This is a genomic window from Bradyrhizobium sp. IC4059, from assembly GCF_020193615.1.
In the GTDB taxonomy this organism is placed as follows: domain Bacteria; phylum Pseudomonadota; class Alphaproteobacteria; order Rhizobiales; family Xanthobacteraceae; genus Bradyrhizobium; species Bradyrhizobium yuanmingense.
This window is the reverse complement of record NZ_JADYVH010000013.1, coordinates 154,521-180,227: the sequence shown is the minus strand read 5'-3', so window position 1 is coordinate 180,227 and position 25,707 is coordinate 154,521. Positions and strand designations below refer to the sequence as shown.

Below are 25,707 nucleotides of genomic sequence, written 5' to 3'. Positions count from 1 at the left end.
AAGCGAGCCTGACGAACGATGTTCGGCTGCCTTCAACCGCGACCGTTCGCCCCAGCCGATGACCCTTGCCGCAACCGAGCTCGCCTTTCGCGCTGCCAGCGTCGCGCTGCTGCTTGTGCTCGCGGCCTCGCTTGTCTCCGGCCTCCGTCATGTGCTGGCAGCCCGCCTCGGCGCAGCCTTCGCGCTCGGCTCGGCGGCGCACGCCGCGAGCTATTCCATCGGCGTGTTGTCGCCCGTTCCAATCTGGCACGCGCCGCTGATTGCATTGTCGACCGGCAACATCGTCGTATTCTGGCTGTTCACGCGCGCGCTGTTCGACGACGAGTTTCGGTTACGCTGGTGGCACGGATTGATCTGGGCCGCGGTGACCGCCTTCAGCTTGGTCGGGTGTCTCTGGATCGCGCCCGGCGGCAACGCGCGGTTCTCCGTGACGGCAGTGAACCTGATCGTGCTTGGCTTCATCGCGCTTGCAGTGGCGCAGACGATCGGATCGTGGTCCGCCGATCTGGTCGAGCGTCGCCGCCGCCTGCGCGTCGTCATCGTCTGCGCCGCCGCACTCTATGGCGGGTTGAATGCGCTGCTCCAGATCCTCGTTGCCTTCAGCGCGAGCGATGTCGCCGACACCGTCAATACAGGCGTGCTCGCCTGCATCGTTGCCGCGATCGCCTACGCAATGTTGCGAGTCGATGGCGCCGATCTGTTTCCGATTGCGCCAGAGCCCGCACCCGCGATCGCGCCGATCCAGCCTTTGGCCGAGGACTCCGACCAGAAACTCATCGATGCCCTGATGCGCCTGATGGCGGACGAGCGGATCTATCGCCAGGAGAACATTACCATCGGTGTGCTGGCGGGCCGGCTCAGGATTCCCGAATACAGGCTGCGCCGCCTGATCAACCAGCGGCTCGGCTATCGCAATTTCAATGTGTTCCTGAACAACCACCGCATCGAGGAAGCCAAGGCCGCGCTCGCCGATCCCTCCCAGGCCGAGGTCCCCGTCATCACCATTGCCATGGACGCCGGCTTCCAGTCCCTGGGACCATTCAACCGCGCCTTCAAGGCGGTGACAGGCGTAACGCCGACCGAGTACCGGCGGTTGAAGACGAGTGCGGCTTGATCTTTCTTTACCTCTCCCCGCTTGCGCGGAGAGGTCGGATCGCTCTTGCGATCCGGGTGAGGGGGTACGGGTCCGTCGGCAGTCTCGCGTGCGGAGAGGCCCCTCACCCCAACCCTCTCAGCGCGAGCGAAGCTCGTCGCGGCCCCGTAAGAACGGGGAGAGGGAGCGCACCACCGCTGTGACGGCACGGTACCTCTAAGGATTTGGAATGGCTTCACAATTCCAAAATCGGCCAGCCCGCCCCGATTTCAACCAACCCCTTTTCCAAATCCGGCGAGCATCCCCCGCCCGCATCCCGCTTCCTCCCCGGCATACGCCTCAGCCGGAGAACGCCCGTGACCCGCCGCCGCAAGATCGGCCTTTTCGCCTCCGCCATCGCCGCAGCCGGCCTCGCGCTCGGCGCGGCTCGAGCCCACGACGTGCCGAAGGTCGCGACCGGCTTCGTCGCCGACATCCTGTGCGCCGAGACGTTCGTGTCCGGCCTCGATCCCGGGCGCAACTTCGCCGAGACCACCGACGCCATGCCCGGAGCGGGCCTGATCAGCTGGGCGATGGAGTACAGAATCGACCGCGTCCGCAAGGATGTCACGGTGACGCTGTTCGGCCTCGGCCGCAGCCACGCCATCTATCGCGAGGGCCTCGGCTGCACGCTTGAGCACGGCGCCGGCATTGCCTCCGTCGAGCCGCTGCCTGACGACAAGCGGCCCGCGTTGCCCCCCGCGATCGCCGGCCCCGCGATCGTGCCGCCGCAGAGCCCCGAGCTCGGCGCCGCGCTCGACCGCGCCTTCGCCGAGCCTGCTCAGCCGCCTTACCGCCGCACCCGCGCCATCGTCGTGATGAAGGCCGGCCGCGTCGTCGCCGAACGCTACGCCGACGGCATCGGCCCCGAGACGCCGCTGCTCGGCTTCTCCATGACCAAGTCGGTCGTCTCGGCGCTGATCGGCGTGCTGGTGCGCCAGGGCAAGCTGAAGCTCGACGGCCCCGCACCGGTCGCCGCCTGGAAGGATCCCGACGATCCGCGCCATGCCATCAATGTCGATCAGCTGCTGCGCCACACCGCGGGCCTCGCGCTCGGCAGCTCGTTGCAGGCCTCGCTGGGCTCCGCCTTCGAGCCGGTCAACAGGATGAAATTCGCCGAGAAGGACATGGCCGCCTATGCCGAGAGCATGCCGCTCGCAACCGCGCCCGGCACCGCATGGAATTATCACGACGGCAACACCCTCATTCTCTCGCGTCTGATCCGCGATGCGGCCGGCGGCACACCGCAAGACGCGCTGCGCTTTGCGCGCCGCGAATTGTTCGCCCCGCTCGGCATGCGCCATGTCGTGCTCCAGCTCGACGGCGCCGGCACGATCGAGGGGTCGACCGAGATGCTCGCCTCCGCCCGCGACTGGGCGCGCTTCGGCCAGCTCTATCTCAATGACGGCGTCGCCGGTGGCAAACGCATCCTGCCGGAAGGGTGGGTCACCTATTCGGCGACGGCCACGCCGAATGCGTGGGTCGGCATCGGCGCCGGCTTCTGGACCAACCAGGGCGACAGCTTCGGCGCAAATCTTCGCATGGAGCACGGCTGGCCGCGCGATGCCTTCTTCGCCAAGGGCACGATCGGGCAGTACACCATCGTGATCCCGTCGGAGCAGCTGGTGATCGTGCGCATGGGGCGCTCGCCGAACGCGCCGCCGCACGCCGACGGTGTGTTCGACCTCGTGCGCGATGTGGTGGCGGCAACGCGCGCGGAGGGGAAGCTGGCGGGAGTGGATTGAATCGCGATCTGTTCTTCCTTCTCCCCTTGTGGGAGAAGGTGGCGCGAAGCGCCGGATGAGGGGTATGCCTCCGCGGACTCAAAATGCGAGAGAAGTGCGAGCGGAGAGAGACCCCCTCACCCGTCTCGCCGCTATGCGGCGAGCCACCCTCTCCCACAAGGGAGAGGGTGCAGCGGCCGCGCTGTGAGAGCTCCTACCGTCCCAATTCCGTCGCCTGCGCCACGCGCTCGAACCGCTCCAGCGTCATGATCGCATCCGCGAACTTCTCCGCGCGCGCGTTCAGCACGGGGCGGGCCAATGTCAAAAATTTCTGCTGCATCGCCTGTGTATCCGGGAACGAGGTCGGCTCTCCGGACGGATCGGCGTAGAGCCGCTCGTGCACGCCGTCGTCCGTGGTGATGCTCACGCGCGCGCCGAAGGGATGAGTGCGGCCGATCTCGAGCCGGTCGTCCTGCACCACGTCGAACTTGTCGGCGAGCGCGTCGATGGTGGCGTCGCCGAGCCGGCTGTAATCGTCCCAGCCGAATGAACCCTGGTCGAGTGCGAGCGCGCCGGTGAAGAACATCGAGAACTGGCCGCCGACGATCGAGCGCGGGTGCCGCTTGGTCGCGGCGTCGCCGGTCAGCGTGATGCCGTTGCGGTGCAGGCCGATCTCGACGCGCTTGACCTGCTCCGGCGTCAGATTGTGCTCGCGCCGCATCGCGATCAGCGCGTCGATCGCGGCATGGGTGTAGCGGCAGCTCGGATAGGGCTTCACGCCAATCTTCATCGTTTCGTAGGTCTTGCCGAGCTCGGCGACTGCCTTGTCGGGATGCGCATCGTCGGTGTAGCCGGCGAGCAGGCCGTGCTTGCCCTCGACCGATTCCGTCGCACCGACGAAATCGTTGCGCGCGAGCGTCGCGGCGATCACCCCGTTCATCGCGGCGGCGCCGACCTGGTAGCGCTTGTTCCAGGCGCCGTTGACCAGAAATTGCAGCGAGCCCGCGGCCTGGCTGCCGGAGACGCCAAACGCGGCAATCAGCTGCTTCTCGCTCAGGCCGAACAGCTTGCCCGCCGCCGCGGCCGCGCCATAGGTGCCGGCCGTCGCCGTCGGGTGGAAGCCGCGCGCGTAATGCGAGGTCGGATCGAGCGCATTGCCGAGGCGGCAGCAGACCTCGTAGCCAGCAACGATCGCCGTGAGCACGTCGCGCCCGGAGGCGCCGACCATCTCGCCGACAGCGAAGGCGGCCGGCACCACCGGTGCGCTCGGATGCAGCGAGGAATCGGCATGGGTGTCGTCGAAATCGAGGGAGTGGCCGAGCGCGCCGTTGAGCAGCGCCGCGACCGCCGGCGTCCAGGTCTTGGCATCACCGAACACGGTGGACTCGCCCTTGGTGTCGAGCGCCAGCGCCTCCAGCATCTTCAGCATCGACGGGGTCGATTCCGCCTCGCGTCGCGCCCTGATGGCGCTGCCGAGGAAGTCCAGCGTCAGGACCTTGGCGCGCTCCAGCACCTCCGCCGGAATATCCTGGTACTTGAGATTGAAGACATAGGCGGCGAGCGTTGCGGTTTCGTGAGCCATCGTGTTTCCTCGATTTGGCGCGCAAGTTAGGCGGGCTGATTTGGCCTTTCAAGCGGCCTTGCGTCGGCGGGGATCAGCCATGCTTTTGCTTAGGCGAAAAGGATCGGGATATTCCGCATGACGCGCGCAAGGCAGCTGTTCGACCGGATTCGAGCGCGGCGGACGCAATTGGGGCTGGCGATCCGGGTCACGGTCGCCGCGACAGCGGCCTATGCGATCGCGACCGCGCTGCATCTGCTGCTGCCGCTCTGGGCGGTGCTGACCTCGCTGATCGTGACCCAGATGAGCGTCGGCCGCTCGCTGAAGGCGACGCGCGACTACATGCTCGGCACCATCGGCGGAGCCCTCTATGGCGGCGCCATCGCCATCCTGATTCCCTATTCCAGCGAGGCGGGCCTGCTCGGCCTGCTGGTCCTCTCCGTCGCCCCGCTCGCCTTCATCGCCGCGATCAATCCGAGCCTCAGCGCCGCCACTGTCACCGCCGTGATCGTGCTCCTGGTTCCGACCCTGCATCATGCCGATCCCCTGACCTCGGCGATCGATCGGGTCAGCGAGGTCGGCGTCGGCGCCGTCACGGGATTGCTGGTCTCCTTCCTGGTGCTGCCCTCGCGCGCGGTGCGGCAGATCCGCGCCAGCGCGGCGGTTCTGCTCGAGCTGATCGCCGATGCCCTCGCCGAGTTGCTGGCAGGCCTCACGCGCGGCCGCGACAACGACGCGCTGCACCGGATCCAGGACGGCATCGGCACCGCGATGGTCAATCTGAATGCGATCGGCTCCGAAGCCGAGCGTGAGCGCGCGGCGCGCTTGTCGAGCGGTCCGGACACCGGCCCATTGCTGCGAACGATCCTGCGGCTGCGCCATGACGTCGTGATGATCGGCCGCGCCACGGTGGTGCCGCTGCCGGTGGAAGTGCAATTGCGGCTGGCAGCGCCCCTGTCGGAAGTGTCGACCGTGATCGCCCGCTTCCTCCGCTCGGCCGCTGGCGCCTTGCGCGAGGGCGCCGGCGCGCCGCCGATCCATCCCGTCCATGTCGCGCTCCAGCACTATGCCGAGGCGGTCGCGTCCGTCCGTCAGGATGGCCTGATCCGCGGCCACGCGAGCGACACAGCCGAGCGCTTCTTCGCGCTCGGCTTCTCCCTGGAGCAGATGCACCAGAATCTCGGCGACCTCGACCGCGTCGTCGGCGAATGGTCGGAGGCCTCGACAGATAAAACCGCACGCGTTGCGGAGTGAGTTCGGGCGCGTCGTCGTCAACGTCGGCTTTCGACAGTAATGCGCGTGTGCGCGCGGCGGTGATCGGCGGTCTGCGGCTCTGAGCCGCTCCACGCACAAGGTTCCATCGGGTCATGTTGCTGACGCATTCTCTGTTTTAATCGGCGGCAAGCTAAACACGACGTGAGACCACTCCGGTTCTCACAACGGTTCCGTAGCCAGGGGTTGGCTCGAATCCGCAAAACGTTCGGCAAGTTCATGAGCGCTGCTGCGTTCGCTTGACCACGTTTGCGGTTCTGGAACCGGACAATCTAAAAAATCACAGGACTCATGATGCTCTTCCGCTCGAGCGCCGCAGTTTGCGGCGCCCTGGTTACGCTTGCCTTCTCTGTTGCCGTTGCTCGAAGTGAAACGCGTGGGGATCACTCAAGTGCCGTCGTCGATGCCGCCTCAGGCGATGCGATTATTGGCGCGGCGTCCACCTATAATCCGTTCAAGCCCGGCAAGGAGGAGGGCGGTCCGCAGACGGCTTCCGGCGAACGTTATGATCCCTCCGCCTGGACGGCTGCCATCAAGACGAGCCTGCGCCGGAAATTCGGTGGGGTCGGATTCGGCGCGAGGCCGAAATATGCTCTCGTCGAGGCCGTGGGCAAGAAGGTCATCGTCAAGATAAACGACGTGGGACCACTAAGACCTGGCCGCATCATCGACCTCAATGAGCGAACGATGCGCCATTTCGATCCGAGCATGGACCTCGGTGTCATTCCTGACGTGAAAGTCAGTCCGCTCGCTGGCGACAATTGGACTGCAGGGCCGGTGGGCTGAACAGGGCGTGTTCGTTCAATGTCGGCCCGCACAGTTCATCGGGCCGTCTCCACGATGCGTCCCATCATGTTGCGGACCACGAGCTTGTGGAAGGGCATGATCAGCGCAAGATAGGTCCGGCCGAGCAGGTTGTGCGTGCGCACCAGCGTGGTCGAGGTCACCTGCCGGCGCGCGGCATTGCCTGAAACGTCGACCACGATGCGGAAATCGAGGTGCGAATCATCGAAGCCCGCGACCAGCTGCTCCGGCGTCTCGCTCAGCACCGGAAACAGGCCGATCATGCCGCCCGGCGCCGGGGCGCCTTCGCCCGATGTCTTCAGCCCGAACGGCCTCACCAGAATGTTGCGCAGGCGCAGCAGTGCGTCGATCCAGCGCGGCCCGTGCAGCACCATCCTGGTGCAGGCTTCGCGGGCATTCACCGCCGCGGCGCCGATGTCCACGCAAAACGCGTCGATGAACTGCGCGCCGGCGAGCAGCGCATCGGCATCGACTTCAGGCGCGACTTCGCGGACCGTCCCGATCATCCCGCCATTTTGCGCGTCAGCATCCGGAAGCGCAAGATCAGGAGCCCGGCATAGACGAACGTGCCGATCGAGAATCCGATCCAGACGCCGATCGCGCCCAGCCCTGTGTGGAACGCCAGCAACCAGCCGATGGGAAAAGAGACGCCCCAATAGCCGATCGCGGCGAACAGCAGGGTCATCTTGGTGTCGTTGATGCCGCGCAGCGCGCCGCCCATGATGGTCTGCAGGCCGTCGGCGATGAAGAAGCTGGCCCCGACCAGCAGCAGCGTTGCCGTCAGCTCGACGGTGACCGCACTTTCGCTGCCGGCGCCGAAGAACAGCCGGCCGAGCTGATAGCGACCGATCACGATGGCGATCGTCAGCGCGGAGACCAGCGCGAGGCCGAGCACGGCTGCGACGAGCCCTGCGCGCTTCACCGCCGCCGGATCATTGCGGCCGAAGGCATGACCGACCCGCACGGTCGCCGCCATGCCGATGCCGAGCGGCACCATGAACAGCACGGCGGTGACCTGGAGCGCGATCTGGTGCGCGGCAATCGCGGTGGTCGAGATCAAGCCCATCAGCAGGGCGGCCGAGGAGAACAGGCCATATTCCAGCAGCAGGGAGAACGAGATCGGCGCGCCGATCGAGATCAGCTGGCGCATCAAGGGCCAGTCGATCCGCCAGAGGCGGGCGAGCGGATGATAGTCCGCGAACGGCTTGCGTAGCCCGGCGATCGCGAGCGCGGCGAGGAAGGTGCCGAGATTGACCAGCGTGGTCGCAAGCCCCGCGCCGAACAGGCCGAGCTCGGGCAGGCCGAACAGCCCGTGGATCAGGGCATAGACCAGCGCGGCATTGACCGGGATCGCCGCCAGCGTGATCCATAGCGGCGCCTGCGGCCGGTTCACTGCGCTCATCATGCTGCGCAGCGCGATGAATCCGAGCGCCGGTGCGATGCCCCAGGCAAGGCCGTTTAGATAGTGCTGCGCCAGCGCGGCCGAGTGCGGCGTTTGACCGAGCGTGAGCAAAATCTGCTCGCCATAGAGCGGCGAGGCCATCATCGGCAGCGAAATCAGCAGCGCGGCCCACAGACCGACGCGCAAGGAGCGCCGAATGCGCCTGACGTCGCCGGCGCCGTACGCCTGCGCCGCCAGCGGCGACACTGCGGAGGTCAATCCGAGCCCGAAGGTGAAGCTGACGAAATAGACCGTATGTGCCAGCGCCGCCGCGGCCACCGCCTCCTCGCCGAGCCGCCCGATCATCGCAAGATCGGTCGTGATCATCGCGATCTGCCCGAGTTGCGTCAGCATCAGCGGCACGGCGAGGCGCAGCGTCTCGACGAATTCTTCGGCAAGGTGGCTCTGCCGTGCGTCCAGGCGTGCCCGGTACCGCCGTTTGGTATCCAAAAGCTCGGTCATGCCGGGGACATAGCAGCCTCGATCGGCGAAGTAACGGCAAAGAAATGTGAGGGCGGGTGCCGCTGAAAAAAAGGCGGGGCTCAGGCGAAGGAAAGGTCGGGTTGCGCCGTATTCGTCATGTGCGGCGAATCTGGGCCGGTCTCACATTGGGAATTGAGTATGATAACGAGATTTAGACTGACGTTCGCCGCACTGTTCATCGGTTCCGCCATCCTGAGTGCCGACGCCGCTGCAGCGGCCGACCTGAGGCTGCCCGCAGCGCCGCCCCCGCAGTCGGCGTCGGCAGCCTTGCTGAGCTGGGCGGGGCCCTATGTCGGGATTCAGGCCGGCTATGTTTCCGGCCGTTCCGATATCTCGCTGCCGGCGACGGGTGAATTCCACTTTGTCGATCCGAAGGGCGCGATCGTCGGTGCAACGGCGGGATTCTCGGCGCAATGGGGCCGGATCGTCGCCGGGCTCGAGGGCGACGTGAACTTCGTCGATGCGCGCGCGACGATCGATACCGGCTTTGCGCCGACACCCGCGGTCACGCAGCTTCAATCCGCGGTCAATTGGAACAGCCATCTCCGTGGACGGATCGGCTATGCTTTCGACCGCACGCTGCTGTTCGCCGCCGGTGGCCTTGCCGTCGCGGGCGTCGAGAGCAAGGCGTTCGACAATGGGATCGGGGCCGTTGCGAGCTGGAGCGATACACGGATCGGCTGGTCGATCGGAGCGGGCGGGGAATTCCGCTTCGCACCGCAGGCCTCGGTCCGGCTCGAATATCTCTATGACAATTACGGCTCGAAGACGCTGGCCGCCCAGACGGTCGGCGCGACGACCTTCGGCGCGCGCGAGTCCCGGCTCGACACGCACACGGTGCGAGCCGGAGTCTATTGGCGCTTTTGATGCTCGGTTGGAGGCGGCTATCGTCTGGTAGGATCGGTTCGCAATTCTCGGCTACGATGTCCGCAGGCCAGAGCAACAGATCGATGTGATGGAAGAGCCATCGGACGAGGCCTTGATGGCGGAGGTTTCGGCGCAGCGGCAGCATGCGTTTCGCGTCCTCATGCGGCGCCATATGCCTCGGGCGCTGCGGGTCGCGGAGCGGATCGTGCGCGACCCGGCCGAGGCCGACGACATCGGCCAGGAGGCGTTCATGCGGGTTTGGACGCACGCAGCCTCGTTCGATCCGCAGGTTGCGAAGTTTACGACCTGGCTCTACCGCATCGTCCTCAACCTGACCTTCGATCGCACGCGGCGGCGAACGTTCCTGCCGCTCGAAGACGCCGGCGACGTACCCGACATGGGACCGCACGCCGTCGAGCGGCTGATCGCGGATGAGGAGCTCAGTCTTCTCAATCGCGCGATGGCCGGCCTGTCGGACCGGCAGCGCGGCGCGATCGCCCTCTTCCACATGGAGGGATTGAGCGGCGAGGAGGCCGCCAAGGCGATGGACGTCAGCGCCAAGGCGTTCGAATCGCTGCTGGGCCGCGCCCGCACGGCGCTCAAGGCAAATGTTCAGAAAATACAGCAGACGGGGAGCCACGTATGACGCCCGAACAGTTCAGACAATTGGCCGAGACATGGGGAGGTGAGATCGAGCGCTGGCCCGCACCGACGCGCGAGGCCGCGCGGCGGATTGCGGCGACCGCGGAAGGCGCTGCGGTCCTGGACCAGCAGTCGCGCCTCGACCGGCTCCTTGCCGTCGCCCCGGAGATCGAGACGGCGAGGGTGGATCGTTCGAGCTTTCTGGTCCTGCAAAGGCTCGCCGCCATCCCGCAGCAGCATAGGCCGGCATGGCATCGTCGCCTGTTGCGCTGGCCGGCGCTCGTTCCCGCCGCAAGTCTCGCCTGCTCTGTGATGGTGGGTGTGTGGCTGGCGGGGGCGCTGCCCTACGCCCACGCGCCGTCGGACCCCCTGTCCGTCATGAGCGGCGTCTTCGACATCTACGCAATCGGCTATGGATCGGTGCAATGAAGTTCCGGCGAGAATGGTCCACTCCCTGGCGGGCGCTCATGCTGCTGTCGCTGTGCGTCAACGTCGCCCTGTTTACCTATGTCTCGGCGCAATGGCTGCTACCCGGCGGCTTTCGACCGGGCGCAGCCGTGCCGCTACGCATGATCGAGCGTGTCGCCGAAAGACTTCCGGCGGAAGACGCGGAGATCCTGTGGAGCATCTATCGCGGCAAGGAGGCGGAGCTGGCCCCGCTCCAGGCCGAGTACCGGCTCGCGCTGATGAAGGCGATGAAAACGGCGGCGCAGACGAATCTCGACAAGGCCGAGCTGGAAGCAGCCGTGAAGGATGCCCGCGACAAGCGCGTGAAGATTGGCGACCTCGTCGTCTCGACCTTCGTCGAGATGCTGGAACGAATTTCAGCGAAAGGACGCCGACAACTCGTCGGCGGCTATTTTCGCTGAGCCGCGCAGAGTGAACGAGGGATTCGGCCCGTCCAGACGTATCACCTACATCGATGTCTGCGAATTGGTGGAGATGATATGGTGCAACGATTTGACAGGACGGCAAGCGGACCAGTGGTGAGGTTCTCGCATCGGACGGCCGTCTACGTGCGTGCGGGTCTTGCGGCCGCGAGTCTGATCGCACTTCTCGTGTTGTTTCTTTCGCAAGCCTCCGCAGGTGATGCGCGGAGTGAGGCAAAGCAGGCCTGCAAGGCAGACTATTCACGGTTCTGCGCCGGCACCATGCCCGGGAGCGGCCGCATCCGCAAATGCCTCGGCGACAATTACGCGAGCTTGTCCGCGGCCTGCAAACAGGCCTTCGACGCGAATCCGCCAAAATAGAACAGGTTAGCTCCGCTCCGGCACGCGCTTGATCTTCGCACCAAGCGCGTTCAGCCGCTCCTCGATGCGCTCATAGCCGCGCTCGATCTGGTCGGCGTTGTTGATGGTCGAGGTGCCCTCGGCGCAGACGGCCGCGAGCAGCATCGCCATGCCGGCGCGGATATCGGGCGAGGTCATTGTGGCGCCGTGCAGGCGGCTGGGGCCGGCGATGATGGCGCGGTGCGGGTCGCACAGCACGATGCGCGCGCCCATCGCGATCAGCTTGTCGACGAAGAACATCCTGGATTCGAACATCTTCTCGAACATCAGGATCACGCCCTCGCATTGCGTGGCCGTGACGATGGCGATCGACATCAGGTCGGCCGGGAAGGCCGGCCAGGGCTGGTCCTCCAGCTTCGGCACATGGCCGCCGAAATCGTCCTGGATCTTCAATGTCTGGTTGGAGGGCACGATGAGGTCGTCGCCCTCAATGCGGCAGACGATGCCGAGCCGCTCGAAGCCCATGCGGATCGAGCGCAGATGCTCAACCCCCGCGCGCGCGATGCGCAAGGGAGAGCGCGTCACGGCGGCAAGCCCGATCAGCGAGCCGACCTCGATGTGGTCGGGCTGGATCCGGTAGGTCGTCCCGCCGAGCGTCGCTTGACCATGGATGATCATGGTGTTGGTGCCGATGCCTTCGATCCTGGCACCGAGCGCGACCAGGAAATTGGCGAGGTCCTGCACATGCGGCTCGGAGGCCGCGTTGCGCAAATAGGTGATGCCGTCGGCGGCGACCGCCGCGACCAGCGCGTTCTCGGTGGCGGTGACGCTCGGCTCGTCCAGGAACACGTCCGCGCCCGCGAGCTTTGGCGCACGGAATTCGAGCCGATCGGTCGCGGTGACCTTGGCGCCGAGCTGCTCCAGCGCGAGCACATGCGTGTCCAGTCGCCGGCGGCCGATGACGTCGCCGCCCGGCGGCGGCAGCATCACCTCGCCGCAGCGGGCGAGCAGGGGCCCGGCGAGCAGGATCGAGGCGCGAATGCGCACGCACAGCTCGGGGTCGAGGTCGGCGGCGCGGATGCTCTTGGCATGGATGTGAAGCGTGTTGCGCGCGGACCATTCGGCCGACGCGCCGACCGAGCGGACCAGCTCGACCAGCGTCTCGGTGTCGCGGATCCGCGGCACGTTCTCCAGCACGACCGGATGCTCGGTCAGCAGCGCGGCGGCGATGATCGGTAGCGCCGAATTCTTATTGCCGGACGGCTCGATCGAGCCCGAGAGCCGGTGACCGCCCTCGACGATGTATTGGATGGGCGCCACGGGGTTCTCGCTGTCCTGTTGAGTGGGAGGGCCTGTTTCGGGCGGAAACTACAGAGATTTGAGCGCGGGAGCAATTGTGCCGGCTGGGACCCGCACACGTCCGTCCGTCGCTTGTGGCAGGACCCGCCCTCAGAACAACCCGATGATACTCCCGACCACATAGAGGAACGCGATCAGGATCAGGACGCCCATCAGGAGGAAGGAGATTTCGATGGCGATGGCGCCGGTGCCGAGTGCGGCGGCGACAGCGGCAAGGAGCCGTTCCTCCCGAAAGATCAGCGAGAGCACCGACAGCAGGATGGCGAGCAGGCCGAGCGAGATCGCCGTGACCGATGCGATATCACTCCAGCTTCGTCCAGCCGATTTCTCGAGGTCCGGAGCCTTGAACTCCACGCCCTTCACCTTCGCGACGATGCGGTCCTTGATGCGATGTCCGGTGTCGACGATCACCTTGTCCGCCGGCGGCGGCGGAAACACGATCGGCACGACCCAATGCGGCAGCACTGCCGCCATCAACGCCAGCACACCGACGATGCTGCCGATGATGCCGAGGCGGCGTGAGGGCATAGCGGAACTGGGCGTTGCAGAGGCGGTCATGGCGCGAGCTTCCCGGCCGGAACTGGCCTTGCGGGGTCATGCCGTTTCGTCGCGATGGCGGGTGGGGAGGTTCAGGGGCGGTGTTGCCACGAAGGTGGTGCGCCCTCTCCCCCGTTTGCGGGGGAGGGCGGGGGAGAGGGTCTCTCCACACGGGACAATCCCCTAGAGGAGGAAGCCCTCACCCGCCACGCTCTGCGAGCGTGTCGACCTCTCCCGCAAGCGGGAGAGGTGCAGCGAGTGCTTGGCCAGCAGATCAATCCAAAGCCAACCGCCCTCAAATATCGATCGTCGCGCTCAGCGAATGTTCCTGAATGAAATCGCGGCGCGGCTCGACGACGTCGCCCATCAGCTTGGTGAAGATGTCGTCGGCCTCGTCGACCTCCTTGACCTTCACCTGGAGCAGCGAGCGTGCCTCGGTGTCGAGCGTCGTTTCCCAGAGCTGCTCCGGGTTCATCTCGCCCAGGCCTTTATAGCGCTGCAGGCTGATGCCCTTGCGACCCGAATCGGTCACGGCCTCGAACAGATCGACCGGGCCGTGGACCACGTGCTCGGAATCCTTGCGCCGTAGCTTGCCGGAGCGGGCGTAAACGTCCTGGAGCTTGGTCGTGTATTCGTCGAGCTTGCGCGCCTCGGCCGAGCCAAGCAGCGCATCGTCGATGACGGCGGCTTCCTTGACGCCGCGCACGGTGCGCTCGAACAGGAAGCCCTGGCCCTCGATGAATTGTCCGACCCAGCCCCGCTCGACCTCCTCGGCCTGGTTGTCCAGCCGGCTCGCGATGTATTGCGCGGCGGCCGCCGCCTTCTCGGGATCGCCGTAGATCTCCTTGTTCAGCACGCCGGTGATGGCGGCCTGCTCGACCACCTTGCGATTATAGCGGCTGTGCAGGTTGCGCAGGACGCTGCGGACTACGCGGGCGTCGTCGACCAGCGCGCGCAGATCGCGCCCGGAGCGGTCGCCGCCGGTGCCGGGGATGTACACGCAATCATCGAGGCCGGCGTCGATGAGATAGTCTTCCAGCGCCCGCTCGTCCTTCAGGTACTGCTCGGACTTGCCGCGTGAGACCTTATAGAGCGGCGGCTGGGCGATATAGAGATAGCCGCCATCGATGATGTCGCGCATCTGCCGGTAGAAGAACGTCAGCAGCAGCGTGCGGATGTGGGCGCCGTCGACGTCGGCGTCCGTCATCACGATGATCTTGTGATAGCGCAGCTTCTCGACCGAGAACTCGTCGCTGATGCCGGTGCCGAGCGCGGTGATCAGCGTGCCGATCTGCTCTGACGACAGCATCTTGTCGGGACGCACGCGCTCGACGTTCAGGATCTTGCCGCGGAGCGGCAAGACGGCCTGGAACTCGCGGTTGCGGCCCTGCTTGGCGCTGCCGCCTGCCGAGTCGCCCTCGACGATGAAGAGCTCGGACTTGGCCGGATCCTTTTCCTGGCAGTCGGCGAGCTTGCCCGGCAGCGAGGAGACCGAGAGCGGGCTCTTGCGCGTCAGCTCGCGCGCCTTTCGCGCAGCTTCACGGGCTGCCGCGGCCTGGATCACCTTGCCGACGATCATCTTGGCTTCGCTCGGGTGCTCCTCGAACCAGGCGGCAAGCGCCTCGTTGAGGACGTTCTCGACCACGGGGCGCACTTCCGAGGACACCAGCTTGTCCTTGGTTTGCGACGAAAACTTCGGATCGGGCACCTTCACCGAGAGAACGGCGGTGAGCCCTTCGCGGCAATCGTCGCCGGTCAGCGCGATCTTTTCCTTCTTGGCATTGGCCTCGGCATAGCCGTTGACCTGGCGCGTCAGCGCGCCGCGGAAGCCGGCGAGATGGGTGCCCCCGTCGCGTTGCGGGATGTTGTTGGTGAAGCACAGCACGTTCTCGTGGTAGCTGTCGTTCCACCACAAAGCGGCCTCGACGCCGATGCCGTTGGCTTCCGAGCGCACCATGATCGGCGCCGGCACCAGGGCCTTCTTGTTGCGGTCGAGATATTTGACGAACTCCTCGACGCCGCCGGAATAGAACATCTCCTCGCGCTTCTCGACCGCGTGGCGCATGTCGGAGAGCACGATGTTGACGCCGGAATTGAGGAAGGCGAGCTCGCGTAAGCGATGCTCGAGCGTGGCGAAGTCGTATTCGATGTTCTTGAAGGTCTCGGTCGAGGCCAGGAACGTCACCTCGGTGCCGCGCTTGCCCGGGGCATCGCCGACGACCTTGAGCGGTGCGACGGCATCGCCGTGGGCGAACTCGATATAGTGCTCCTTGTTGTCGCGCCAGATGCGCAAGCCGAGCTTGCTCGACAGCGCGTTGACGACGGAGACGCCGACGCCGTGCAGGCCGCCGGAGACCTTGTAGGAGTTCTGGTCGAACTTACCGCCGGCGTGCAGCTGGGTCATGATGACCTCGGCCGCCGAGATGCCTTCGCCCTTGTGGATGTCGACGGGAATGCCGCGGCCGTCGTCGCGCACGGTGACGGAATTATCCGCGTTGAGGATCACCTCGACGCGCGAGGCATGGCCGGCGAGCGCTTCGTCGATGGCGTTATCGACGACCTCGTAGACCATGTGGTGCAGGCCCGAGCCGTCGTCGGTGTCGCCGATATACATGCCCGGGCGCTTGCGGACGGCATCGAGTCCCTTGAGCACGCGGATCGATTCCGCGCCGTAATCGCTCGCGTTGGAGGGCTCGTTTTCGGCAGCGTGCTGCCGAGCAGGTTCTGTCATGAGAGGCCTTCGAGATGTCGCCCGAATCAGCGGCGCAAAAGGCGCTGATTTGCGGGGCTATTTGTGCCATGAAAGACCGCTTGCGCCTAGCGCAAAGTATCCTCCGGCAACCCTTTGAGCAGATAGGGTTTTTCGGCCGGTTTTCAAGGCGCCGGAGGGCCGATTCTGGGCGCCGCAAAAAGCCCGATTCGAGGGCAGTTTTTTGCCTCGAAAAGCCGTGGATTTTTGCGGGGGCCAGGAAGAGTGGTTTTGGGGCACCTGAACTGATTCATCGATCGCCGTCATGCCCGGCCTTGTCCTGGCATCCACGTTCTTGGCGTCGCGGAAGACGTGGATGGCCGGGACAAGCCCGGCCATGACGATACCGCGAATCTGAAAGCGTGCAGCCTCAATACATCTGCAGCGGCAGCACGTCGCCGCTCGGGCCCACCAGAAGGCCCCAGGCCTCGCCGGCGGCAACGGTCAGGGACTCGCTACGCGCAGGGCGGCCGGGCAGGCGCAACGCGTATACGTACTTGCCGGGCGGCAAGTCGAGCATCGGGCCTTTCGGTGATTGCGGGCCGCCGGCGCCGGCTGCGATCTTCACCGTCTGCTTGTTGATCGTCAGCGCGACCTCGTTCGCTGCCATGTTTCCGAGCATGAGCCGCGCTTGTCCCGCCTTCGGCATGATTTCGGCCTTGGCCGCGGCATCGGCATTCTTCTGCGCCAGGCTGACCGTGGTCTCGCCCTTGGCGCGGCCGAGCTTGAGCACGGCGGGACCTTGCGGCGAGGTGAATTCGATCTGCGCGCGTTCTGCGGACGCGGCTGCGCCGTCGGTCTTCTCCTGCCAGCCCAGCTTTGCAAGCTCGGCCCGATAGAAGGCGAGGACCTCGTCGAGCGAAGCGGGGATGCGGGCCTCAAGCTCGCGGCGGAGCGGCGCTTCGCCTCCGGGTATCTTGGTGGTGGCGAGCGATTTCAACGAACGCTGCGTCGGCACCGGCAGCGGGGACTCAGGATCGGGTTTGAGCGGCTCGGCGGATTTGGCCTGAACCTCCACCTCCGCGCCGGCCGCAGCCTTGGCCGCTTCCGTCACCAGGCCCGATCCGTCGGCGCGGACATTCACCTTCGGGCCCATCTGCATCACCGTCATCGAGATCGACTTGCCGCCCTTCGAGAACGCCATCACCGCCATGTTCGGCTGGTTGATGACGGAGGGCTGCTCCTTCCAGCCCGAGCTCTTCAGCGCCGTCCGATAGAAGCTGCTGAGCGCCTTCACGCTCGACGCCGAGGAGAATTCCAGGTGGCCGTCGCCGCCTTCGAACGTCACGGCTTCGGCGTTTTCGGGCAGCGGCACCGGCGTCTTGCCGTCAGCGAGCGCGGTGAGCGGGGCGTCCGACAGGGAGGCGGCCTGCGTCTTGCGCCTGATATCATCGGCCGCAATGAGCTGCTGAGCCGTACCCAAGGCATCGCTCAGGAACCTCGCGTCGGCCTCCTTCTTCGCCTTGGCGCGGGCGGCGAGCGCGGATTCCTTCACCTGCGCGGTCAGGCTGACCATGGTGAAATCATATTTGCGGCCGAGCCGCAGCACGCCGGTTTCATCAGAGTTGGAGATCTTGATCGCCACCTCGTCGCCGGGCGCGAGCGGTGCGCTGCCATCCTCCTGCCAGCCGCGCGCGGCGAGCTCGCGCTGATAGAAGGCGCGCACGGCGGGCAGCTCGGCGATCGCGGCGGCCGAGATCTCGCGCTTGTTCGAGCTGGCGCTGCCGAGGCCCCGCGCAGATTTGGTCGGCTTCGGCCGCGGCAGGCCGGCCATGTCGTCGTCGGCCTCAAGCACCTCCGGCAGCGCGAACGGCGCGACCCGGATCTCGACATTGGTGCGGCCATCGTCGCGGCGCGTCAGGGTCAGCATCACCGGCTTCTGGTAGACGTGCGTCGCGTCGCGATCGGGGTGGTCGTAGAAGACGCGAACGCCGTTCGGAACGGTCCCGGCAAGGTCGGCGTTCGGCCAGCGCAAGGCCGTCTCTGGGTTCAGCTTGCGCCACCCCATCGCCGCCATGTCCTTGGTAAAGAATGCTGCGGTCGCATCGAGCGCGCCGGGCGCAATGCAGCTGAGATAGGGCCGGGTCTCGTCGAACACGAGATCGATCGCGCCTTCCGGAAAGGGCACGTTCGCATAGATCCGGTTCGGCGTGTAGAACACGGCGGACTGGTCGGGTCGCCCGCGCGCCTGTGTGAAGGAAACGCGCAGCCCCTGCCGTCCCTTCTTGAAGGTCAACGCTGCGCTTCTCTCATCCAGGGGATACACATAGGGCACCCAGCCGTCGGCGCTCAGCAGCTTCCTGGTCGCGTCCGACGTGGCGGCAAGCGGGGTCGGCACGGTGTAGATCACGCGATAGGTGTCGGGACGCGAAGTGTCCTCCACCGCACCGTCGAGCCGCGGCAGCGTATGGACGTCGACGATGCCATCGTCTGCCGCGCCGGCGGGACGCGAGGGGATCACTATCGCGAGAATGCCGCAGGCAAGCAGCAGCCATCTTGCCGGGACTTGCGCCCCGCGCCGGATCATCGGCATCGTCAAAAAACTCCTGGATGTCGCGCGGGTCGTCTTGCCCTTGCGCATTGGCGGGCTGCGGCGCCGTCGGCGCGGCCTCAGACGAGAAGTCGCGCCGGGAACCGGAGAGGTTCAACAGGCTCAGTACAGCTGCAACGGCGGCCAGGCGTCACCGTCGCGCCCGACCGTGAGCTCCCAGGTGTCGCCGGCGGCGACGGTGAGGATGTTCGTGGTGGCGGGTTGGCCCGGGACGCCCAGCCTGTACGAATATTCGCCCGGCGCGAGGTCCAGCGCGACGGCGTTCGCGCCGGCCGGGCGCGGGATGGTCCGCTCGTTGATGGTGAGGACCGCTTCCTTGTCGCCGATATTGCTGAACACCAGCTTCGCCTGGCCGGGCTCGGGCAGCACGTTCGCCTTCGTCGCCGTGTCCGCGTTCTTCTGCACCAGATGAACCGCGGTGCCGGAATCCTTGCGATCGAGCATCAGCGCGGCCGGCCCCAGCGGCGAGACGAAGGCGAGCCGGACGTGATCGGCGTTGATCACGGCGCCATCATGCTGCTCTTGCCAGCCGAGCTTGCGAAGCTCGGTCCGGTAGAAGGCGAGCACGTCGCTGAGCCCCGCGGGCACGGTGGCCTCCAGCCTGACGCGGAGCGGCGCGTCGACGCCCTGCATCAGCGTGGTGTGGATCCCTCTGTAAGTATAGCGGGTCGGTGCGGGCAGCTTGGCGTCGGAATCCAGCGTGAGCGGCGTCGGAAACAGATGCGGCAGCGAGGCACCAGCGCTGGCCGCGAGCATGCACATCGTGAGCAGGGCGAAGCCGCACGCAAACAACTGCCATCGTGCCGGAGCTTGCGCCCCATGCCTCACCGCCGTCATGCTCATGCTCCAAAAATATCGCGAAGGATGTCGCGCATGTCCGAGTGCTGCGCGATGGCCGCTTCTTGCGGCCTCAAGCAGCTAGTCGCGATCTGGAACAGGCGGGTTCAATGCGGCGGCCTAGCTGCGGGCCGAGACTCGTCCGCTCTCGACGTCAAACATTTCGCCCCCCGCGCCGATCTCGGCGAAGGCGGCAGGATCCGCACCGGTCAGCCACACCTGCGCGCCGAGCTTCTTCAGTTCATCGAACAGCGCCGCCCGGCGGTTCGGATCGAGATGCGCAACCACCTCGTCGAGCAGCAGCAGCGGCACGATGCCGGTCATCTCGGCGACCAGGCTCGCATGCGCCAGCACGAGGCCGATCAGCAGCGCCTTCTGCTCGCCGGTAGAGGCATCGCGCGCCGGCATGCTCTTGGGCGCGTAGATCACCTGGAGATCGGTGAGATGCGGGCCGTCGGTGGTGCGGCCGGCGATCGCATCGCGCGGGCGGTTGTCGCGCAGGATCTGGCGGTAGCGGTCCTCGACCGAGGTCGCGGTCTCCTCGAGCAGCGCATTCTCCATCCAGCCGTCGAGCGCGATCTGAGCGGACGGAAATGCGGATGCCTGTGCGCGCGCGTTGAGCATGCCGGTGAGCCTTGCCGCGGTCTGGCCGCGCGTGGCCGCCACCGCGACGGCGAGTTCGGCCGTCTCGCGCTCGATCGCGTCGCACCAATGGTCGTCGTAATTGCGCGTCTCCAGCAGGCGGTTGCGCGAGCGCAAGGAGCGCTCGAGCGCGTTGATGCGGCTGGAATGCTCGCTGTCGATGGCGAGCACGAGACGGTCGAAGAAGCGCCGCCGTTCGGACGCTGCGCCCATGAACAGCCCGTCCATGGCCGGCGTCAGCCACACCATGCGGATATGATCGCCGAAGGCGCTGGCCGAGCCCACCGGCTCGCGGTCGATGCGGCAGCGCCGGCTGACCGTGGTATCCGCGCGCGGCGCATCGATGCCGGTGCCGAGCGTCGCCAGGCCCAGCGCGCCCTCGACCTGCGCCGACACCGCCCAGGAGCCGTCGCCCTGGTTGTCGGCGACATCCTCCAGCGTCGCCCGGCGCAGGCCGCGGCCCGGCGACAGGAACGAGATCGCCTCGATGCAATTGGTCTTGCCCGCCCCGTTCGGTCCGACCAGCGCCACCAGATCAGCCGCCGTCTCGAGCCCTGCCGCCCGGTAATTGCGAAAATGCGTCAGCGTCAGCCGATGAATGCGGGAGGGGGTCATGAGATCCGTTTTCCGTCATGCCCGGCCTTGTGCCGGGCATCCACGTTCTTGGCTCCGAAGACGTGGATGGCCGGGACATAGGCGGAGCAAAGCGACGCCGTCCTTTCGGACGGCTACGCCGGCCATGACGATGTAGTGACAGGTGTGGATGCCGGTAGGTCTCACACCCGCATCGGCATCAGCACGTACAGCGCGCTCTTGTCGTCGCGGTCCTGCACCAGCGTCGGCGAGCCGGGGTCGGCGAGGCGGAGCGTTGCGACGTCGCCTTCGATCTGGGCGGCGATGTCGAGCAGATAGCGGGAGTTGAAGCCGATATCGAGCGCGTCGGAGGCGTATTCGACCTCGAGCTCTTCGGTCGCGCTGCCGGAATCCGGATTGGTCACCGACAGCACCAGCTTGCCCGCCGACAGCGACAATTTGACCGCGCGGCCGCGCTCGCTCGAAATCGTGGAGACGCGGTCGACCGCGTTCTCGAAATCCTTCTTGTCGACGACGAGCTCCTTGTCGTTGTTCTGCGGAATGACGCGGCCGTAATCAGGGAAGGTTCCGTCGATCAGCTTCGAGGTCAGCACGACGTTGCCGATGGTGAACCGGATCTTGGCCTGCGACAGCTCGATCGTCATCTCGGCCTCGGTGTCCTCGATCAGGCGCTGCACCTCGCCGACCGTCTTGCGCGGCACGATCACGCCGGGCATGCCCTCGGCGCCCTTGGGCTGCACCAGGTCGAGCTGGGCGAGGCGGTGACCGTCGGTGGCGACACCGCGCAGGGTGGCGGCCTTTGGCGTGCCGGCGGCATGCAGATAGATGCCGTTGAGGTAATAGCGCGTCTCCTCGGTCGAGATCGCAAACTGGGTGCGGTCGATCAGCCGCTTGACGTCCTTGGCGGCGAGCGAGAACGAATGCGACATGTCGCCGGCGGCCAGATCCGGGAAATCGTTCTCCGGCAGCGTCTGCAGCGTGAAGCGCGAGCGGCCGGCGCGGATCGCGAGCACGGCGCGGTCGCCGTCGGCCTCCAGCACGATCTGCGAGCCGTCCGGCAGCTTACGCACGATGTCGTAGAACATGTGCGCCGGCACGGTGGTGGAGCCCGCGGTCGCGGTTTCCGCCGGCAGCGTCTCGGTCACTTCGAGGTCGAGGTCGGTCGCCTTCAGCGACAATTTCGCGTTCTCGGCGCGCACCAGCACGTTGCCGAGAATCGGGATCGTGTTGCGGCGCTCGACCACGCGGTGGACATGGCCCAGCGACTTCAGCAGTTGTGCGCGTTCGACCGTAACCTTCATTGCACTACTCGCCCGATCCCTTAGGAAAACACAGCGTTGAGAAGGCCGGGCGGCGGGACGCGCGCCACGGCATCGAAGACCCCGACCGGCCGGATCATTCCTGCCGATATGACCAAAGCCGTCTGGGTCGCGCAAGGTGGCGCGGATAGCCCGCAGATTCAAGGCATTGGGGCCAGTTCCCCACGATTTACCGCCTCAAAACGAAGACGCCGCCCAGGCAAGCCGGGGCGGCGGGAGCAGGGCGGGAGCCCTAGGCCTTTATTCCTGAAGCTGGCGCTTCAGCGATTCCACTTCCTCCGACAGCGCGGTGTCCTTGGAGACCAGCGCCTCGATCTTGCGCACCGCGTGCAGCACGGTCGTGTGGTCGCGTCCGCCGAAGCGGCGGCCGATCTCGGGCAGCGAGCGCAGCGTCAGCGTCTTGGCGAGATACATCGCCACCTGGCGCGGGCGCACCACGTTGGCGGTGCGGCGCGAGGACAAGAGGTCGGAGCGGCTGACATTATACTGCCGCGCCACCACGCGCTGGATGTCCTCGATCTTGATCCGCTTCGGCTCCTGCGGCCGCACCAGGTCGCGCACCTCGTGCTCGGCCATCTCCAGCGTCACCGGCCGGTTGTTGAGCTTGGAATGCGCCAGCAGCCGGTTGATAGCGCCTTCGAGGTCGCGGCCGTTATGGGTGATGGTGCGCGCCAGATAATGCAGCACCTCCTCGGGCACCTCGAACGTGGCGTGATGGGCGCGGGCCGCCGCGACGCGCGACTTCAGGATGCCGTGGCGCAGCTCCTCGCCGAGCGATCCCATCTCGACCACGAGCCCGCCGGCGAGCCGCGAGCGCACGCGATCGTCGAGGCTTTCCAGATCCGATGGCGGACGGTCGGCCGCGATCACGACTTGGCGGCCGGCGTCGATCAGCGCGTTCAGCGTGTGGCAGAACTCGGCCTGGGTCGACTTGCCCTGCAGGAATTGGAGGTCGTCGATGACAAGCACGTCGATGCCGCGCAGCGCTTCCTTGAAGGCCAGCGCCGTCTGCGTCTTCAGCGCGGCGACGAAGCCATACATGAATTTTTCGGCCGTGAGATACAGCACCTTGCGCTCGTTGCCGGAATTGCCGGCCCAGGTCACGGCCTGCAAGAGATGCGTCTTGCCGAGGCCGACACCGGCATGGATGTAGAGCGGGTTGAACATCACGGAGTCGCCGCGACGCCCTTCGGCGACCTGGCGCGCGGCCGCATGGGCCAGCGTGTTGGAGCGGCCGACGACGAAGCTGGCGAAGGTCAGGCGCGGATCGAGCGGCGAGCCGCCGAGCGCGTCGTGATTGGCCGAGACCGGCGCGGTCGCGGTCGAGCGCAATTCCGGCATCGGCGCGCGGCGCGCCTCGACCGGCGCGGGCGCTTCCTTCGGCTGCGCCGAGGGGCGCACGGCGGACCGCACCGTGAGGTCGATGCGATGCACTTCCGGCATCTCGGCCTGCCAGCACGACAGCACGCGCTCGGCATAATGGGCCTGAATCCAGCTCTTCAGGAACCGCGTCGGCACCGAGAGCCGCACGCTCTCGTCCTGCACGCCTTCCAAATCCATGCGCGCAAACCAGCTTGTGTAGACGTCCTCGCCAACGCTCGAGCGCAGCCGACCCTTCACGCGTGACCAGCGATCCTGTTCCATTGTCATCGTCAGAAAACTTCTCTTGAGAGATATAGTTGCGTTTGTGAGCGCCATGCAGGGTTCCTGCCACGGTCCCTGGAGTGGCGCGACCTCGAGCGAGTCCATCGTCGGGCATGGCTCGACCGTTCGGCGCGAACGCCGCGGGTCAGATCAGCGATGTCAGAGATGGAGCAGTCGCGAGGTCAGCGCGTACTCGGCGCTCCGTCACGCGCGGGAGGCTGGAGATCCGACGGAGCTGAAACGGCATCGTTGGAAAAGGAAACGTGCTGCAATACCGCGTTGAGTCCGTAAGACATGATACCTCCCCGTCCTGCCGTGATCGCCCACGACAAGGTCCTGCGTGTCCTAAAGACAACCGCGCCGTACTCCTGTCGCGGATGCCTGCCCAAATGTACTAGTCGTCCGCTCGACTTCGCCACCTTGCGTGCCGGGGTAGCTTCGCGATGTCTCTCATATGAGCCTGGCGCGAGTAGATGCGCCTGGCGCGAGCGGGAAAGGTCCCGCTTGGAAACATTCAGACAAAGAGCTACCATTCCCACATTGCTGTGGGTTTTGCACCGACATCACTTTTTGAAGCGTCGCCTACGTGCACACCGCCGCCGATTTGCACGCTCGCCCCGTTTCCTAAACCGCGCTGGTCTGAAGATCGTGGGCGCCGCTGACTGGGTTAAGGAATACACTAAGCGGAAAGACTCGCAACGAAATTGATTCACAGTTGAGCCGTCAAAAAACTTGACCTCGGTTAACGTCGCACAGGAGTTGTTCACAGGCTGCGAAGCAAGTTTTTGAATCCGTGCACAGAATCGAGAAGGCCGCGCGTCATGTGACAATTCTCGTTCAGCGCCAAATTATTTTTATAAATTCGTCATGCGCCCGACGTGCGGGCGAATTTTCCAAATGCTTGTCCCTGCTATGTTGATAAGTGATTATCGAGCCATCGCTTTTCGAGACTCGTTTTGCAGGGTAACTCCACCGTGACACACGTTCCGGTGAATCTACGGTGTGCAGAACTCTCATCGGCCATCGATTCAATTCGCGCCCGCCTCACAGGGGTTTTTTGCAACGCAGTGAAGTTTCCTCTGTTGCAGAACATCGGCAGGTAGAATTACGGAATGAAGACTGACGCAGACGATGTAAATCATCCAAGCGAGGCGTGAGCCTCGCGTGACTGCTTGCGTGAATGTGACAGTCAACAAAAAAGCCCGGCGCGAGGCCGGGCTGTTTGACGCGCTGACCGGATCGACCGATCAGACGATGTCGCCAAGATGACTTGGCAAGATTTACTTCGCGAGCTTGGCGATCTGCGCGGTGAGGCGCGAGACTTTGCGGCTGGCGTTGTTCTTGTGAATGATGTTGCGCTGGGCGGCGCGCATCAAGGCGGGCTCGGCCGTCGCGAGCGCCTTCACGGCAGCGGCGCGGTCGCCGCTCTCGATGGCTTCCTCGACGTTGCGCACGGCGCCACGCATCTGGGTGCGGCGCGACTTGTTGACGGCAGTGCGGCGGGCGATCTTGCGCGTCGCTTTCTTGGCGGAAGTGGTATTGGCCATGGTCTCAATGTCCTTTGCGGGTACCGGTCGCGTCTTGGTCGGGTAGCGCCGGCTTGCTTGACCGCGGAATCGACGCTCGGATTTAGGGTGTTCGGTTGCTGGGCCGTTCCCGGAACATGAGCGACCGCCTTGCGGCTGTCTCTGAGGCTCCAAGGTGTCTTCAAGCTCGGATGAGTCCTGAAGCCCAGGGTGCCTGCAACTGCTCAAAGAACAGCGGCGGCGGGATTGCGCCCACCGCCAGTTGGCGCCCTTATAGAGAGGGTCTTTCGCACCGTCAACGCTTTCGGGCGCCGGAAACGCCCCTTTGGCGGCCTGGATGAGTGCCGTAACGCCCTGAAGAGGTTGAATTTCTGCCGTCGCCCGGCTATTGGCTGGCATCGTTCCGAAAAGGTCGTCCGCTTCGACGGCCATCGTAGGTGAGGCATGATCCGCGGCTTTTTCCGACTGATTGGGCTGTTGCTGCTCGCCGGCGGGTTCATCTTCATGGTCTATGACGGCGCCCGCTGGGTGGCCGACCAGACCCTCAAATTCACCCGCTTCGGCCAGTTCTGGAACGATATCAATCAGGCCAGCCAATCGGCCTTCCGCACCTGGGTCGAGGCCAAGGCGCCCTGGCTCTGGACCTCGGTGATCCGCCTGGTGCTGGAGCAGCCGGTCTTCGCCGTCCTCGGCATTCTCGGCATCCTCCTGATGATCTTGTTCCGCCCGCGGAAACCGCTGATCGGCTATTCCCGGGATTGAGCCTGCAGCTGGCGCCGCGTAACAGCGCTGCC

The 25,707-nt window shown here is 65.7% G+C and carries 21 protein-coding genes; 9 read left to right on the top strand and 12 right to left on the bottom strand.

Annotation, left to right across the window (positions count from 1 at the left end):
- Positions 1–58 precede the first annotated feature (58 nt).
- Both I6F12_RS31725 and I6F12_RS31720 read left to right on the top strand, forming a co-directional pair.
- Positions 59–1,114, top strand: coding sequence for a helix-turn-helix domain-containing protein (locus I6F12_RS31725; protein ID WP_225158019.1), 1,056 nt, complete (start codon positions 59–61; stop codon positions 1,112–1,114).
- Between the two features lie 335 nt (positions 1,115–1,449).
- Positions 1,450–2,877: a serine hydrolase gene (locus I6F12_RS31720; RefSeq protein WP_225158018.1), complete on the top strand. Its 1,428-nt coding sequence runs from the start codon at positions 1,450–1,452 to the stop codon at positions 2,875–2,877.
- A gap of 193 nt (positions 2,878–3,070) precedes the next feature.
- On the opposite strand, the gene I6F12_RS31715 is transcribed toward I6F12_RS31720, so the two are convergent.
- Positions 3,071–4,438 carry an MmgE/PrpD family protein gene (locus I6F12_RS31715; protein ID WP_225158017.1) on the bottom strand — a complete coding sequence of 456 codons (1,368 nt, stop codon included), beginning with the start codon at positions 4,436–4,438 and terminating at the stop codon, positions 3,071–3,073.
- A gap of 117 nt (positions 4,439–4,555) precedes the next feature.
- Between I6F12_RS31715 and I6F12_RS31710 the strand changes: the two genes are divergently transcribed.
- A complete protein-coding gene (locus I6F12_RS31710; protein ID WP_036002665.1) occupies positions 4,556–5,671 on the top strand; it encodes an FUSC family protein in 1,116 nt (371 codons plus the stop codon).
- Between the two features lie 309 nt (positions 5,672–5,980).
- Entirely contained in the window at positions 5,981–6,475 is a 495-nt protein-coding gene (locus I6F12_RS31705; RefSeq protein WP_192893029.1) for a septal ring lytic transglycosylase RlpA family protein, read from the top strand.
- A 35-nt stretch (positions 6,476–6,510) separates the two neighbouring features.
- On the opposite strand, the gene I6F12_RS31700 is transcribed toward I6F12_RS31705, so the two are convergent.
- Both I6F12_RS31700 and I6F12_RS31695 read right to left on the bottom strand, forming a co-directional pair.
- A complete protein-coding gene (locus I6F12_RS31700; RefSeq protein WP_036002662.1) occupies positions 6,511–6,999 on the bottom strand; it encodes a DUF2867 domain-containing protein in 489 nt (162 codons plus the stop codon).
- Positions 6,996–8,396 carry an MATE family efflux transporter gene (locus I6F12_RS31695; RefSeq protein WP_225158016.1) on the bottom strand — a complete coding sequence of 467 codons (1,401 nt, stop codon included), beginning with the start codon at positions 8,394–8,396 and terminating at the stop codon, positions 6,996–6,998. Before I6F12_RS31695 ends, I6F12_RS31700 begins: the two co-directional genes overlap by 4 nt.
- A 159-nt stretch (positions 8,397–8,555) precedes the next feature.
- Between I6F12_RS31695 and I6F12_RS31690 the strand changes: the two genes are divergently transcribed.
- Genes I6F12_RS31690 through I6F12_RS31675 form a run of 4 tightly spaced genes read left to right on the top strand, consistent with a single transcriptional unit; the run spans position 8,556 to position 10,795 of the window.
- Positions 8,556–9,284 (top strand): outer membrane beta-barrel protein, encoded by a 729-nt coding sequence (locus I6F12_RS31690; RefSeq protein WP_225130212.1) that lies wholly within the window; start codon positions 8,556–8,558, stop codon positions 9,282–9,284.
- Positions 9,285–9,327: 43 nt separating this feature from the next.
- Positions 9,328–9,930, top strand: a complete 603-nt coding sequence (locus tag I6F12_RS31685) for an RNA polymerase sigma factor (protein ID WP_346277103.1) — start codon at positions 9,328–9,330, stop codon at positions 9,928–9,930.
- A complete protein-coding gene (locus tag I6F12_RS31680) occupies positions 9,927–10,355 on the top strand; it encodes a hypothetical protein (RefSeq protein WP_225130207.1) in 429 nt (142 codons plus the stop codon). Before I6F12_RS31685 ends, I6F12_RS31680 begins: the two co-directional genes overlap by 4 nt.
- On the top strand, positions 10,352–10,795 hold the full coding sequence (locus I6F12_RS31675) for a periplasmic heavy metal sensor (protein WP_225130206.1): 444 nt from the start codon (positions 10,352–10,354) through the stop codon (positions 10,793–10,795). Before I6F12_RS31680 ends, I6F12_RS31675 begins: the two co-directional genes overlap by 4 nt.
- A gap of 387 nt (positions 10,796–11,182) precedes the next feature.
- Here the strand turns inward: I6F12_RS31675 and murA are convergent, their stop codons facing one another.
- The 9 genes from murA to rpsT all read right to left on the bottom strand — a co-directional run bounded on the left by murA (position 11,183) and on the right by rpsT (position 24,934).
- The gene (murA, locus tag I6F12_RS31670) at positions 11,183–12,475 is read right to left on the bottom strand and encodes a UDP-N-acetylglucosamine 1-carboxyvinyltransferase (protein WP_036024088.1); all 1,293 of its coding nucleotides are present in this window, start codon (positions 12,473–12,475) and stop codon (positions 11,183–11,185) included.
- A gap of 129 nt (positions 12,476–12,604) precedes the next feature.
- Entirely contained in the window at positions 12,605–13,072 is a 468-nt protein-coding gene (locus I6F12_RS31665) for a hypothetical protein (RefSeq protein ID WP_225158015.1), read from the bottom strand.
- Positions 13,073–13,346: 274 nt separating this feature from the next.
- Positions 13,347–15,782, bottom strand: a complete 2,436-nt coding sequence (gene gyrB / locus I6F12_RS31660; RefSeq protein WP_036024084.1) for a DNA topoisomerase (ATP-hydrolyzing) subunit B — start codon at positions 15,780–15,782, stop codon at positions 13,347–13,349.
- Positions 15,783–16,170: 388 nt separating this feature from the next.
- On the bottom strand, positions 16,171–18,333 hold the full coding sequence (locus I6F12_RS31655; RefSeq protein WP_225158014.1) for a hypothetical protein: 2,163 nt from the start codon (positions 18,331–18,333) through the stop codon (positions 16,171–16,173).
- Positions 18,334–18,453: 120 nt separating this feature from the next.
- Entirely contained in the window at positions 18,454–19,188 is a 735-nt protein-coding gene (locus I6F12_RS31650; RefSeq protein WP_225158013.1) for a hypothetical protein, read from the bottom strand.
- Between the two features lie 120 nt (positions 19,189–19,308).
- The gene (gene recF, locus I6F12_RS31645; RefSeq protein WP_225158012.1) at positions 19,309–20,445 is read right to left on the bottom strand and encodes a DNA replication/repair protein RecF; all 1,137 of its coding nucleotides are present in this window, start codon (positions 20,443–20,445) and stop codon (positions 19,309–19,311) included.
- Positions 20,446–20,606: 161 nt separating this feature from the next.
- Positions 20,607–21,725, bottom strand: a complete 1,119-nt coding sequence (dnaN, locus tag I6F12_RS31640) for a DNA polymerase III subunit beta (protein WP_036002613.1) — start codon at positions 21,723–21,725, stop codon at positions 20,607–20,609.
- Between the two features lie 258 nt (positions 21,726–21,983).
- A complete protein-coding gene (gene dnaA / locus I6F12_RS31635) occupies positions 21,984–23,393 on the bottom strand; it encodes a chromosomal replication initiator protein DnaA (RefSeq protein WP_225148457.1) in 1,410 nt (469 codons plus the stop codon).
- A gap of 1,274 nt (positions 23,394–24,667) precedes the next feature.
- On the bottom strand, positions 24,668–24,934 hold the full coding sequence (gene rpsT / locus I6F12_RS31630; protein ID WP_036002606.1) for a 30S ribosomal protein S20: 267 nt from the start codon (positions 24,932–24,934) through the stop codon (positions 24,668–24,670).
- A 423-nt stretch (positions 24,935–25,357) separates the two neighbouring features.
- Between rpsT and I6F12_RS31625 the strand changes: the two genes are divergently transcribed.
- A complete protein-coding gene (locus I6F12_RS31625; protein WP_025033220.1) occupies positions 25,358–25,675 on the top strand; it encodes a hypothetical protein in 318 nt (105 codons plus the stop codon).
- The last annotated feature ends 32 nt before the right edge of the window (positions 25,676–25,707 follow it).